Below are 13,553 nucleotides of genomic sequence, written 5' to 3' on the forward strand. Positions count from 1 at the left end.
TAAACTTTTTTCTATTTAAATATGATAAAATATGCTCATAATCATATAGAAAAGAGAATTTATTATGCCATATGTCCATGTTGAACTTTTTGAAGGTCGTACAGTTGAGCAAAAAGCTATAATTGCTAAAGAAATTACTGAATCAATTTCTAAACATGCTGGAGCACCTACTTCAGCAATTCATGTCATCTTTAATGACCTTCCAGAAGGAATGCTCTATCAAGGCGGAGAAATGAAAAAGAAGAAATAAGTTTTCATTTGAGCCAATCAAAGCTGTCAGTAATTGATGGCTTTTTTATTTAATCTGTCAGTAAATTTTTAGTAAATAAACTTCTCTTGAAAAAATATTTTTATTAGGATAAAATGAAAGCAACTCTAAAAGAAACTGGTGAAAAATGAAAGTTTTGATTACTTCTGGTGGAACAACGGAACCTATTGACAACGTTCGTGGCATCAGTAATTTTGCAACAGGAAGTCTCGGAAAAGTGACTGCTGAAAATTTTTTAAATGCTGGTCATGAAGTCTATTTATTAGCTGGACTTCAGGCTAAACTTCCTGAATTTACTGACAGACTGACCTATATTCCGATTGAAGGAACTCATGACCTTTATGAACAGATGAAAAACTTAGTCCCTGACATGGATGTTGTTATCCATAGTATGGCTGTCAGTGATTATCGTCCTATTTATATGACAGGTCTTGAAAATTTTACTGACAAGTTTTCTAAAGAGGAGCTTTTAAATTTTCGTCCTGAAAAAGTTGGGAAAATTTCTTCAAAATCTGATTATCAAATCATGCTCCTAGAAAAAACACCAAAAATTATTTCTTATATTAAAGAATGGAATCCAAATGTTTTACTTTTTGGTTTTAAATTATTGGTTGGTGTAGAAAAATCTGAGCTTCTTTCTGTAGCCAGAGAAAAATTACTGACAAATCATGCTGATTTTATTTTAGCGAATGATTTAGAAAATATTCATGGAAATGACCATCAAGCATTTTTGGTCAGTAAAAATCATGAAATTACTTTAAAAACAAAGGCTGAAATTGCTGACAGACTTTTAAAAACCTCGGAGGAATTAAAAAATGACTAAAATTACACTTGCGGTAACAGGTTCAATTGCAGCTTACAAAGCAGCAGATTTAACTTCTTTACTGACAAAAGAGGGACATGATGTGACAGTTTTAATGACAAAAAGCGCTACTCAGTTCATCACTCCTTTAACTCTACAAGTTTTGTCCAAAAATAAGGTTCACTTGGATATTATGGACGAAGAACGTCCTGAATTGGTTAATCATATTGATTTAGCTAAAAATACTGAGCTTTTCCTTGTTGCACCTGCAACTGCTGATACAATTAGCCGTTTGGCGCAAGGCCGAGCTGATGATATTGTCACTTCTGTAGCCCTTGCTCTTGAACCTTCTGTACCAAAATATTTTGCCCCTGCAATGAATACTAAAATGTATCAACATCCTTTGACGCAAAAAAACATTGAGATTCTTAAGAAAATAGATTATAATATGATTCAACCGAAAAAATCTTTGCTCGCTTGTGGAGATTTTGGTGAGGGAGCACTCGCCGACTTACCTGATATTCTATCGGATTTAAAAAATTCTTTATAAAATAAATGAGGTATTTATGAAAAAATCAAAAGCGTCTGATGTGGCAATCTTGTCCATTTTTATTGCAATTATGGTCGTTGTCCAACTTTTGAGTCAAATTATCTATAGCGTTTGGCCTTTACCAATCGTTCCAACTTTGCTCCATATTCCAGTAATCATTGGTTCAATTGTTCTTGGAGTTCGTAAAGGAGCATTTCTGGGTCTAGTGATGGGATTGATTAGTGTTATTAATTCAACAATCGTAACCCTACCTTCTAGCTTTATGTTTAGTCCCTTACAGCCTGTTCCTGGAACAAATCATGGTTCTATCTGGGCATTAGTTATTGCCATCGTTCCGCGTATTCTAGTCGGAATTCTTCCTGCCCTCGTTTATCGTTTGGCACAAAATCGTTTTGGAGCTGGTTTAGCCGCTTTTGTTGGAACAGCAACTAATACACTTTTGGTTTTAAGTTTCATCTTCCTCTTCTTTCATGATGTAACCAAACAAACCTTCGGAGCTTTGCTTGCTTCAATTATCACAGGAAATTCTATTGCAGAAGTGATCATCGCTGTGATTCTAACAATGGCAATTGTCCCTGCTTTAAGTAAAGCAAGAGGCAATTCATAATTGGAAAAAACAATCTATTTTTATTAGATTGTTTTTTTTATTAAAAAAATGTTATAATGTAAGCGTTGATAAGAAAAAATAGGAGAAAACTTATGAAAAAAATATTAAGTTTCGACATTGACAACACACTCAATGAACCAAAAATGCCGATTTTCCCTGAGATGGCTGAATTGTTGGCTACTTTGTCTCAAAAATATATCATTGCACCAATTTCTGGTCAAAAATATGATCAATTTTTGATTCAAATTATTAATAATTTGCCTGAATCTGCAAATCTGGATAATTTCCATTTGTTTGTTGCCCAAGGGACTCAATATTATGCTCACAAAGATGGCGAATGGAAACAAGTCTTCAATTACGCTTTGACTGATGAACAAGCTAATGCAATTATGGGTGCACTTGAAAAAGCTGCTAAAGAGCTTGGACATTGGGATGAATCTGTTCTTGCCCCTGGTGATGAAATTAATGAAAATCGTGAATCGATGATTGCTTACTCAGCAATCGGTCAAAAAGCTGGTGTTGAAGCTAAACAAGCTTGGGACCCAGACATGACAAAACGTAATGAAATTGCTAAATTGGCTAGCCAATATGCTCCAGAATTTGAATTTGAAGTTGCTGGAACAACAACTATTAACGGTTTTGTTCCAGGTCAAAATAAAGAATTTGGGATGAATCATTTGATGGAAGAACTTAATGTTACTAAAGAAGAAATTCTTTACTTTGGTGACATGACTCAACCTGGCGGAAATGATTACCCTGTTGTTCAAATGGGAATTGAAACAATCACTGTTCGTGACTGGAAAGAAACTGCAGCTATTCTAAAAGCAATTATTGCGATGGAAGAAGCTTAATTTTCCACTGATAAAAAGCTGTCACTACTGACAGCTTTTTTTCTTTTGCTGACAGAAAATATTATTGAAGATTTTAAACTACAGAATGGCTTTTCATCCTTTAGTCCTATTGAAATTCATCTGAATTTTAGGTAAAATAGATGAGTATGTTTAATTTATAGAAGGTGAACTTATATTGAAAAATTTGAAAAAGAAATTAACATTGACTGGTTTAATGACAGCCGGATTGTTATTCCTATCTGGTTGTGTTCAAACACATATTGTTGATGGAGTCCGCGTTCCAACCGAAGCAGCTACTCATGGAATTACCTATAATTTTTTGGTTCGTCCAATGTCTGCTTTTGTTGACTTATTCGCTAATAACTTGCACATGGGTTATGGTTGGGGAATTATTTTTGTTACTCTGATTATCCGTTTTCTCATCTTGCCTTTAGGTTTGAATCAAGCCTACAAATCAACTTATATGCAAGAAAAAATGGCTTATCTTGCTCCCGTATTTGCTCCTTTGCAAGAACGACTCAAAAAAGCACAAACTCCTGAAGAAAAAATGGCAGCTCAACAAGCATTGATGGCAGCCCAAAAAGATAATGGAATTAACATGCTCTCATCAATTGGTTGCTTACCAATGTTGATTCAATGGCCTTTCTTTATCGCTCTTTATAATGCTGCAGCCTATACAACGGGAATTTCAAGTTCAACATTTTATGGGATTCCTTTAGGACATCCAAGTGTGGTCTTGGTTATTATCTCTGGTGTGCTTTACTTCATACAAACCTGGATTTCAACTTTGTCAATGACCCCTGAACAAAAGAAATCAGGAATGGCAATGTTGATTATGAGTCCGGCAATGATTGTTGTCTTCTCATTCATGTCACCTGCTGGAGTAGCACTTTACTGGGCAGTTGGTGGTTTTGTTATTGTCATCCAACAAATCATCATTACCTTCATCATGAAACCAAGAATGCGCCGTCGTATTGATGAAGAATTTACAAAAAATCCTCCAAAAATCAATAATGAGGGCCTCAAAGATGTTACACCTACTTCTGTTCAAGAAAATTTCAAAGAAATCACAAGCGAACGCAATGAAAAGGAACGTAAATCTGGCGGACGAAATGCTGGTAAACAAAATCGGAAGTAATTTTTACTGACAAGATATAAAAAAAATAAAAAATCACTGATAGAATTTCTGTCAGTGATTTTTTTATTTATTGAATCAATAATTTCTTGTTCAGATTAAAATGAGAGTTCTGTCAGTAACTTTTAAGAACTTGATGACCTTCTATAAGAATCATGTGGACATTCTATTGATTACGGATAAAAAACTGCTACCATCAAATTTTTCTCACCAAACCACTTGCCCTTTTCATGATTCCTCATCAGAAAATACAAATAAAAAATTTACTGACAGACTCAACAACAGTAATTCATCAGGAAATTCATGATTCTTGGCTAGTAAAATATATAAAAAAACACTGACAGAAATTCTGTCAGTGTTTTTTTATATTTGTCTTATGTTAAATGAACACCTTTATCAACATAAACGATATCACCAATGACACCTGAGGCAAGCGGGCTAACAAGGAAAGCGGCAGTTTGACCAACTTCATCAATTGTTACACCAACACCATCAGCTGTACGGCTGTCAGATTCTTTAATCAAATCTTTGTAACCTGAAACTCCAGAAACCGCAAGTGTTTTAATTGCTCCTGCAGAAATTCCGTTCACATGAACACCTACATGTGCCATTTCAGCAGCAAGATAACGAACTGTAGATTCAAGAGCTGCTTTAGCAATTCCCATAACATTGTAGTTAGGAATGGCACGAACTGAACCCATGTAAGTCAAAGTTACGATACCAGAACCTTTTTTAAGCAATGGTTTTGCTGCTTTAGCAACAGCAAGCAAGCTGTAAGCTGAAATATCTTGAGCAAGGGCATAACCATCGCGAGAGATATCTGTAACATTCCCACCAAGCTCTTCTTTTTTAGAGTAAGCAATGGCATGAACAAGTCCGTCAATTTTACCGACACGTGCCTCAATTGTACCAAAAGCACGGCGAATAGATTCATCAGAAGTTACATCACATTCAATGAGCAAATCTTCTGGTTCAGCCAATTTAGCTAATTGTTTTTCCATTCGTTCATTTTGGTAAGTATAAATTAATGTTGCACCTTGATCTTTCATTGCTTTAGCACAGCCCCAAGCAATAGATTTATTGTTAGCAACACCCATGATAACAATTTTTTTACCTTCTAAAAACATAAATAAAATAAGTCCTTTTCTTTAAAATAATCAGGTTTAAGCGACTAGCAAATAAAAAAAAATAAATTTAATCACTTTACCTTTACAAGTCATATAAAAAAGTTGACACTCTCACAAGAAATTGATAATATTAATTGTAAAAGGTTTTGTATATCAAAATACTTGATACATAAAATTTTAACTTAAAAATGTTGAACTGTCAAGTTAGAGTGATGGCTCTTTTTCCCTGATTACTCGGGCTTTTCATTAATTTTTAATAAGAAAAGGAATAAAAAATGACTAAAAAATACGCTATGACTGCTACAGAAGTGATGGAAGTTATTCCGAACCGCTATCCTATCATGTTTATTGACTACGTTGATGAAATTTCTGAAAATAAAATTGTTGCAACGAAAAATGTAACGATTAACGAAGAAGTTTTTAATGGACATTTCCCTGGTAATCCAACTTTCCCTGGTGTTTTGATTCTTGAATCACTCGCTCAAGCTGGTTCAATTTTGATTCTCAAAAAAGAAGAATTTCAAGGAAAAATGGCTTATATTGGTGGAATTGATAAAGCAAAATTCCGTCAAAAAGTCACTCCTGGTGATGTAATGAAACTTGAATTTGAAATTACAAAATTCCGTGGAAAAGTAGGAACTGCTGATGCCGCAGCTTATGTTGATGGTAAAAAAGTAACCACTTGTCAGTTCACTTTCATCGTTGATGAAGCAGCTGAACAAACAAACTAAAAAAAATTTACTGACAGTCTTTGTCAGTAAATTTTTTTATTATATACAGGATTTGTCAGTAAATATCTTAACTCTCCTGCATTTTTTTAATAAAGGATTGTAAAATTTCAATATGTTCTTCCAACTTTTCAAGAATAATAGATTCATTTGCAATGTGGCATTGTTCATGCTGTCCTGGTCCAAAAACAACCGTTCTAATCCCAACATTTTCAAAAAATCCTTGATCATTAGAACCCGAAGCCGCCGTTGTTTTCGCGCCAGATAAGTCTGTCAGTAACTGAATGAATGGAGCTTGATTATCGGTCAAAGTTGATAAAACAGGTGTCACAATATCTTCATAAGTAAAATGATACTGCACAGCTAACTCACTCATGACTTGCTCAAATACCTCTTCCAATTCAGGAGTTAAACGACAGTCAACCACAAGTTCAGCGAAGTCGGCTGTTTTATTAGGAGAATTTTCATCCCCAGAGAGAATTGATGTCACTACAAAAGTTGGCAGACCAAGCTGACTATTTTTGTAAATTTTCAAGTCTTCAACGATTTGCTCAATATTTTCTAGAAAATAAGTAACCGCCCCTAAAGCGCTTTGCTGAAAATGTTCTTGTACCGAAGCATGACCAGCCTTCCCAGAAAAATGTAGCTTCATAAAATGATTTCCACGTTGCCCAATATAAATCTTCTCTAAATCAGTTGGTTCTGCAATAATGCAACAAGCTGAGTCATAGCTCCAATTTTCACTAAAATAGCGAGCAAAATCTTCTGAACCCTTACCATCAAGTTCTTCGTTAGCCGTCCCCACGACCCAAATATCTTGACTTAAATCTTTACCAATAAAACTTGCAGCAGCAAGTAAGTTTCCAACATCGCCACCTTTCATATCACTCGCACCAAGTCCAAAGAGTTTTCCCTCTTCTACTCTTGCATCGGTAGGCGAAAATTTCCAGTCAACTAAATGACCTGAAATGACAGTATCAACATGCCCAGTTAAGATAATGGCTTCTTTTTTTTGTTCTTTTTTACCTTTTGCTTTAATTTGTCCGGCGACAAAAGTTTCTTTGCGAATAACAAAATCAAATTGCTTCTCAATAAACCATTTTTCAAGAAATATTAAAATCTCTTCTTCATTTCCTGAACTTGACGGAATATTAACCAAACTTTTTAATAAGTCTACAGCTTTTTCCATAAATTTCCACCAAACTATTTATTATTTTCAGAAAGCGTGTAGTTCTTTTGAATATCTTTATTAATTTGTCCGTTCTTCAATTCTTCTTTAATGACAGAATTGACAACCTTTGTTAATTCATCTGAACCTTTAGGAAGTGCAACCGCTGAACCATAACTATCTTTTGGCGTTTTTACATCCACATTAGCAATCGCTAAATCTGAATTAGCTGCGACATAACTCTTAGCAATAAGGTTTTCAATCACGGCTCCTTGTACTTGTCCCCCTTTGACTTCATTGATTTCGTCGCCAATTTGTGGCAAGGCAATCTCTGTTGCTCCTTTGAATTGACTGGTTACAATTCCTTCTTGAGTTGACCCTTTTTGTGCCGCTACTTTTTTACCTTTGAAATCATCTACTGAACGATATTTACTTAAATCAGATTTTTTCACAACTAAATAATTACTTGCTGTATAATATACATCTGAGAAATTGACAGATTTTTCACGACTAGGTTCTTTTGAAATTCCCGAAATCGCAATATCTGCTTTTCCTGTATTTAAACTAGCTAAAACATTGTTAAAGTCCATGCTTTCAATTTTCACTTTAACCCCTAGTTTTTTACCAATAGCATTGGCCAAATCAACATCAGAACCCACGACTGTATTCTTACCATCTTTAATAATTTGGAATTCAAAGGGTGGATAATCTGGAGATAAAGCAACTTTCAATACGCCAGCTTTTTTTACTTTATCCACTTGATTAGTAGCCGATTTTCCATTTCCACAAGCTGCTAATGTTGCTACTGCGGCCAAACCGACCATTCCCAATGCTAATTTTTTCATCTTCTTGTTCATCCTTAAACCTCTTTTATAAATAGAATAAGTATAATTATACATTTTAAAATTATTTTGTCAAGAATTTTTGCATATTTATATTATAATTATTTAATAAACAAAGATTTTTAGATAAAAACTGTACTTTTATACTTGATGCAAAATAAAAATTCACTCAATGAGTGAATTTTTATTAATTATTAATCAATCCATTGCACGTAATTCTAATACCATATCACGTAACTGAGCAGCTCCTTCAAAGTCGAGGGCGCTAGCCGCTTGTTGCATTTCTTTTTCAAGTTTTTTGACTAATGCTTTACGTTCTTTCTTAGTCATCGCACTTGCATCGACTTCTTCAATCTCACCAGAATCAGTTTTCTTAGTAATGGCAATCAAATCACGAATTTCTTTTTTGATCGTTTGAGGTGTGATTCCATGTTCTTCATTATAAGCCATTTGAATTTCACGCCGGCGGGCCGTTTCATCCATCGCATGTTTCATTGAACGCGTTATTTTATACTTTTGACCCTCGTATTCTGTATAATAACCACTGTCTAAGATTTCTTTATCCGCAGGATCATTTTCATCAAGGGCTTTAGCCATATCAGAATAAAGAATAACATGACCTTCACTATTACGTGCTGCACGACCAATGGTCTGAATCAAGCCACGCTCATTACGTAAAAATCCTTCTTTATCAGCATCCAAAATCGCGACTAAAGAAACTTCTGGCACGTCTATCCCTTCACGAAGCAAATTAATTCCCACCAGAACATCAAAGACTCCTAAACGCAAATCCCGAATAATTTCGGTTCGTTCTAATGTTTTGATATCCGAGTGCATATATTTAACTTTTATCCCCATTTCCTTGAAATAGGCAGTCAAATCTTCTGACATCTTTTTAGTCAAAGTCGTAACAAATACTCGTTCATTTTTCTCAGCTCGTTTATGAATTTCACCAACTAAATCATCGATTTGTCCCATCATTGGTCGAACTTCTACGACAGGATCTAATAGACCTGTTGGACGAATAATTTGTTCAACAATGGTATCGGTCTGCTCCATCTCATAATCCCCAGGGGTTGCTGAAACATAAACAATTTGATGCACATGACTTTCAAATTCTTCTCTTTTTAAAGGACGGTTATCGAGCGCTGAAGGCAGGCGGAATCCGTAATTACAAAGCATTTCTTTACGGGCTCTGTCACCGTTATACATTCCTTTTACTTGCCCCATTGTCATGTGTGATTCATCAATCATAATCATGAAATCATCAGGAAAGAAATCAAGCAAAGTATACGGAGGTTCGCCTTCCTCGCGCCCATCCATATGACGTGAATAGTTTTCGACCCCATTACAATAACCCATTTCACGGAGCATTTCGATATCGTAGTTGGTTCTTTGTTCTAAACGTTGAGCCTCAAGAAGTTTTCCTTCTGAGCGGAAAACTTTTAATTGCTCTTCTAATTCTGCTTCTATCTTGGCAATTGATTCTTCCATACGGTCATCATTTGTCATGAAATGTGTCGCTGGGAAAATTGCCAAGTGGTCTACTTCACCTAAAACTTGTCCGGTCAAAACTTCAATTTCACGGATACGGTCAATTTCATCACCGAAAAATTCAACACGAAAGGCATGCTCATCACGAGAGGCTGGAAAAACTTCTACAACATCCCCGCGAACTCGGAAACAGCCCCGTTGAAAGTCAATATCATTTCGCTCAAATTGAATTCCTACCAAATCATTTAAAAGTTGGTCACGAGAAATTTCTTGACCTGGGCGCAATGAAACCACCGAATCTTGATACTCTTTGGGTGAACCCAATCCATAAATACAAGAAACTGAGGCCACAACAATCACATCATTACGTTCCAATAAGCTTGAGGTCGCACTATGACGCAATTTATCAATTTCATCATTGACCGAACTGTCTTTTTCAATATAGGTGTCAGAACTTGGAACATAGGCTTCGGGTTGATAATAATCATAGTAGGATACGAAATACTCGACTGCATTATTTGGAAAAAACTCTTTAAATTCACTGTATAATTGACCAGCCAGTGTTTTATTATGAGCCATAACAAGAGTAGGTTTACCTGTCCGTGCAATCACTTGACTCATGGTGTACGTTTTCCCTGTTCCTGTTGCTCCACGTAAAATTTGAGCTTTTTCCCCATTCTCAATATTATCTACTAACTCAGCAATCGCCTCACCTTGGTCACCGGCTGGCTCATATTTTGAAACAAGTTCAAATTTATTATCTGTTATTCTTTCTATAGCCATTCTTTTTCCTTTAATTCTTTTCTATTATCTTTGAAAAATAATCTAATGCTTGATGATAAACATCATTTTTAAAGCCAAAATCCATTTTACGAATTTCAGAAAGTCCTAAAAATTGATAAGTTGAAAATTCAATTTCTTCAGGATGGCTTTCAAGATTAATTTTTGCTTCTTCATGCAATCGGACAAGAAAATAATGTTGTTCTTGGCCAGCATAAGTCCAAGTTGGAAATTTCATCTCTTTAGGAAAATCATATTTTAAAGTTCCTGGATATTGTCCAATGATTTCAAACTCTTTTGTGCCAATTTCTTCTGAGAGTTCTCGAATAATGGCTGTCTCTGGTTTTTCACCAGCTTCAATTCCACCTTGTGGGAAGCCCCAGCTCATCCCGTCTGCTCGTTTACCTAGCCAAATTTTGTTTTCTTTATTGAGAATAATGGCTGCAACATTTTGTCTGTATTCTTTCATTTTTATCCTCTTTTTAGTATTAGGTTTACTGAATTCTATAGATGTAAAATTTGTCTTATTATTAATCTTCTAATACAATTTTACCATTTTCATCGCTAAAAATATGCTATAATTAATCTATATTCAAAAAAAGATAAGGAAGTTTTATTAATAATGAATCGTGATGAAATTCAAGCAAATTTAATCAAAGCAAGTCACATGATTAGCATGGACGATATTATTCGTGAAGGTTATCCAACTTTACGTGAAGTGGCAAATGATGTAACCTTGCCATTGTCAGATGAAGACATTATCTTAGGAGAAAAAATGTTGCAATTCTTACATAATTCTCAAGATCCTGTCATGGCTGAAAAAATGGGACTCCGTGGTGGAGTTGGACTTGCAGCAAACCAACTTGGCTTGCTCAAAAAAGTCATCGCCGTTTTGATTCCAAATGAACCTGAAGTTGATGAAGATGGAAATGAAATTCCACCTAAAGAAGCTTACAAAATGCGCGAAATCATGTATAATGCAAAAGTGGTTAGTCACTCTGTTCAAGATGCGGCTGTTGAAGGTGGCGAAGGTTGTCTTTCTGTTGACCGTGAAGTTCCAGGTTACGTCGTTCGCCATGCTCGTGTAACTGTGGAATACTACAACAAGGAAGGCGAAAAGAAAAAAATTCGCTTAAAAGATTTCCCAGCAATTTGTGTTCAACATGAGATTGACCACACTAATGGTGTTATGTTCTATGACCACATCAATATGAATGACCCTTGGGAAATTAAAGACGGTATGATTATTGTTAAATAATCGCCAAATTTACTGATGAATTTATGAATAGAAAAATTACTGACAGAATTTCCGTCAGTAATTTTTTATTTCATTTTCTACTTTTTAATTCTTGTCAGTAAAAGTTACTGACAAGTTTTTAGAAAATGATAAAGGTAAATTATTATTTAGCAATTTTTGCAAAATATTCAAGAGTACGAATCAATTGAGCAGTGAAACTCATTTCATTATCATACCAAGCAGCTGTTTTAACTAATTGTCCACCGTCTTTTAGGTCAGTCACTTCAGTTAATGTAGCATCAAAAAGTGAACCGTAAGCCATACCAATAATATCAGATGAAACAATTTCATCAACATTATAGCCAAAGCTTTCATCAGCGGCAGCTTTCATTGCTTCATTGATTTCGTCAACTGTAACGTGTTTTTCAAGTACAGTAACAAGTTCGGTAATTGAGCCTGTTGGAGTTGAAACACGTTGAGCATGACCTTTCATCAAACCAGAAAGTTCAGGCAAAACAAGACCAATTGCTTTAGCCGCTCCACTTGATGCTGGAACAATGTTTTCGGCAGCAGCACGCGCACGACGGAAGTCTCCACCACGATGTGGACCATCAAGGGTCATTTGGTCACCAGTATAAGAGTGAACAGTAGTCATTGTTCCACCTTTAACACCAAAGTTTTTATTTAAGGCATCCGCCATTGGTGCTAAACTATTTGTAGTACAAGAACCGGCAGAAATAACTGTTTCAGTTCCATCAAGAATTGTGTGGTTTGTATTGAAGACAACAGTTTTAACATCATTTCCACCAGGTGCTGTAATCAAAACTTTCTTAGCCCCACCAGGATGCAAATGTTTTTCAGCTTTTTCTTTAGTCGCAAAGAAACCTGTGGCTTCAAGCACAATTTCAACACCAGAATCAGCCCATTGAATGTCTTCCGGATTACGTTCAGCCGTAACTTTCACAAATTTTCCGTTGACATCAAAACCATCTTCTTTGACTTCAACAGTCCCTTTAAAACGTCCTTGAGTTGTATCATATTTTAGCAAATGTGCAAGCATTGCTGGGTCTGTCAAATCGTTGATATGCGCAACTTCAACTCCTTCGACTTCTTGAATTCGACGTAATGCCAAACGTCCAATACGACCAAAACCGTTAATACCAACTTTAACTACCATGATGTAGTCCTCCGTTTTTTTATTTAGATGATGAGATTCTTCTCTTTTTTTGCTATAATAGAAATAAATAATTATAGCTATTAGAGATATCTCTTATCTCTAATATAAATGATACTACTTTTTTACCCTAGTGTCAATCTTTTTTTATTTAAAATGTTTAAGGAGCTTCATCATGAAATTATCATCTGGTTGGGAACAATCTGTTTATGTATTACTTATTTTGGCAAGACTTCCTGAAAATCGGACCATGTCATCAATTGCACTTGCAAATCGTCTCAAAGTTTCGCCTTCATATCTCAAAAAAATTATTAAATCTTTAGTTGATGAGGGACTTTTACGCTCTACTCCAGGGAAAAATGGCGGTTTTTCACTCAATAAAGACCTTCATGATATTAGTTTTTACGATGTCTTTTTGGCCATCGAAGGACGGGGTCGAATTTTTCAAAGTCAAGGTCTTTTGCAAAATTTTATTGGTTCAGAGTCTGGCAAAGCAACGCGTTGTGCCATTACAAGCGCTCTTGATGAAATTGAAAATACGCTTGTCAGAACACTATCAAATGTTTCACTAGCCCAAGTTGCTGACGAAACTCAATATAATTATAATCTTGGTTATCTTGATGAGTGGATTGATGAAATGGATTAAAGGATTTACTGACAGAGCTGCAATTCATTACGAACAATGAAGTTACAAATAGAAAAATTACTGACGAGATTCACGTCAGTTCAATGCGACCAAGGGGAGCATTGAAGTTGGGGATAAAAAAAATTGCTGACAAGATTCATGTCA

Annotated in this window: 15 protein-coding genes; 9 read left to right on the plus strand and 6 right to left on the minus strand. The window is 35.3% G+C overall.

Going from position 1 to position 13,553, the window contains the following annotated elements; translation table 11 throughout:
• Positions 1-64 precede the first annotated feature (64 nt).
• From IAE52_RS08765 to yidC, 6 genes are all read left to right on the plus strand, one after another.
• Positions 65-250 (plus strand): 2-hydroxymuconate tautomerase, encoded by a 186-nt coding sequence (locus IAE52_RS08765; RefSeq protein WP_003130513.1) that lies wholly within the window; start codon positions 65-67, stop codon positions 248-250.
• Positions 251-395: 145 nt separating this feature from the next.
• Positions 396-1,091, plus strand: coding sequence for a phosphopantothenate--cysteine ligase (locus IAE52_RS08770; protein ID WP_003130512.1), 696 nt, complete (start codon positions 396-398; stop codon positions 1,089-1,091).
• The gene (gene coaC, locus IAE52_RS08775; protein ID WP_003130511.1) at positions 1,084-1,620 is read left to right on the plus strand and encodes a phosphopantothenoylcysteine decarboxylase; all 537 of its coding nucleotides are present in this window, start codon (positions 1,084-1,086) and stop codon (positions 1,618-1,620) included. Before IAE52_RS08770 ends, coaC begins: the two co-directional genes overlap by 8 nt.
• Before the next feature lie 16 nt (positions 1,621-1,636).
• Positions 1,637-2,227: an ECF transporter S component gene (locus IAE52_RS08780; RefSeq protein WP_109990671.1), complete on the plus strand. Its 591-nt coding sequence runs from the start codon at positions 1,637-1,639 to the stop codon at positions 2,225-2,227.
• A 92-nt stretch (positions 2,228-2,319) separates the two neighbouring features.
• Positions 2,320-3,078: an HAD-IIB family hydrolase gene (locus IAE52_RS08785; protein WP_003130508.1), complete on the plus strand. Its 759-nt coding sequence runs from the start codon at positions 2,320-2,322 to the stop codon at positions 3,076-3,078.
• A gap of 175 nt (positions 3,079-3,253) precedes the next feature.
• Entirely contained in the window at positions 3,254-4,216 is a 963-nt protein-coding gene (gene yidC, locus IAE52_RS08790) for a membrane protein insertase YidC (protein ID WP_033899694.1), read from the plus strand.
• 371 nt (positions 4,217-4,587) lie between these two features.
• Here yidC and fabI read toward each other — a convergent pair whose 3' ends face one another.
• Positions 4,588-5,340 carry an enoyl-ACP reductase FabI gene (fabI, locus tag IAE52_RS08795; RefSeq protein WP_012897290.1) on the minus strand — a complete coding sequence of 251 codons (753 nt, stop codon included), beginning with the start codon at positions 5,338-5,340 and terminating at the stop codon, positions 4,588-4,590.
• Between the two features lie 275 nt (positions 5,341-5,615).
• Here fabI and fabZ point away from each other — a divergent pair, with 275 nt between their 5' ends.
• Complete coding sequence (gene fabZ / locus IAE52_RS08800; RefSeq protein ID WP_003130498.1) at positions 5,616-6,071, plus strand: 3-hydroxyacyl-ACP dehydratase FabZ; 456 nt, start codon at positions 5,616-5,618, stop codon at positions 6,069-6,071.
• A 67-nt stretch (positions 6,072-6,138) separates the two neighbouring features.
• On the opposite strand, the gene IAE52_RS08805 is transcribed toward fabZ, so the two are convergent.
• The 4 genes from IAE52_RS08805 to IAE52_RS08820 form a co-directional block, all read right to left on the minus strand.
• On the minus strand, positions 6,139-7,257 hold the full coding sequence (locus IAE52_RS08805; RefSeq protein ID WP_109990670.1) for a M20 family metallopeptidase: 1,119 nt from the start codon (positions 7,255-7,257) through the stop codon (positions 6,139-6,141).
• Positions 7,258-7,271: 14 nt separating this feature from the next.
• A complete protein-coding gene (locus tag IAE52_RS08810; protein WP_010905441.1) occupies positions 7,272-8,081 on the minus strand; it encodes an ABC transporter substrate-binding protein in 810 nt (269 codons plus the stop codon).
• A gap of 195 nt (positions 8,082-8,276) precedes the next feature.
• The gene (uvrB, locus tag IAE52_RS08815) at positions 8,277-10,355 is read right to left on the minus strand and encodes an excinuclease ABC subunit UvrB (protein ID WP_023189444.1); all 2,079 of its coding nucleotides are present in this window, start codon (positions 10,353-10,355) and stop codon (positions 8,277-8,279) included.
• 10 nt (positions 10,356-10,365) lie between these two features.
• A complete protein-coding gene (locus tag IAE52_RS08820) occupies positions 10,366-10,827 on the minus strand; it encodes an RNA pyrophosphohydrolase (protein WP_306171264.1) in 462 nt (153 codons plus the stop codon).
• 147 nt (positions 10,828-10,974) lie between these two features.
• On the opposite strand from IAE52_RS08820, the gene def reads away from it, so the two are divergent.
• Positions 10,975-11,610, plus strand: coding sequence for a peptide deformylase (gene def / locus IAE52_RS08825; protein ID WP_003130816.1), 636 nt, complete (start codon positions 10,975-10,977; stop codon positions 11,608-11,610).
• Positions 11,611-11,752: 142 nt separating this feature from the next.
• Here def and gap read toward each other — a convergent pair whose 3' ends face one another.
• Positions 11,753-12,766: a type I glyceraldehyde-3-phosphate dehydrogenase gene (gap, locus tag IAE52_RS08830; RefSeq protein ID WP_003130818.1), complete on the minus strand. Its 1,014-nt coding sequence runs from the start codon at positions 12,764-12,766 to the stop codon at positions 11,753-11,755.
• A gap of 172 nt (positions 12,767-12,938) precedes the next feature.
• On the opposite strand from gap, the gene IAE52_RS08835 reads away from it, so the two are divergent.
• Positions 12,939-13,409 carry an Rrf2 family transcriptional regulator gene (locus IAE52_RS08835; protein ID WP_012897284.1) on the plus strand — a complete coding sequence of 157 codons (471 nt, stop codon included), beginning with the start codon at positions 12,939-12,941 and terminating at the stop codon, positions 13,407-13,409.
• Positions 13,410-13,553 lie beyond the last annotated feature (144 nt).

This window comes from Lactococcus sp. S47, assembly GCF_016517475.1.
Taxonomy (GTDB): Bacteria; Bacillota; Bacilli; order Lactobacillales; family Streptococcaceae; genus Lactococcus; species Lactococcus lactis.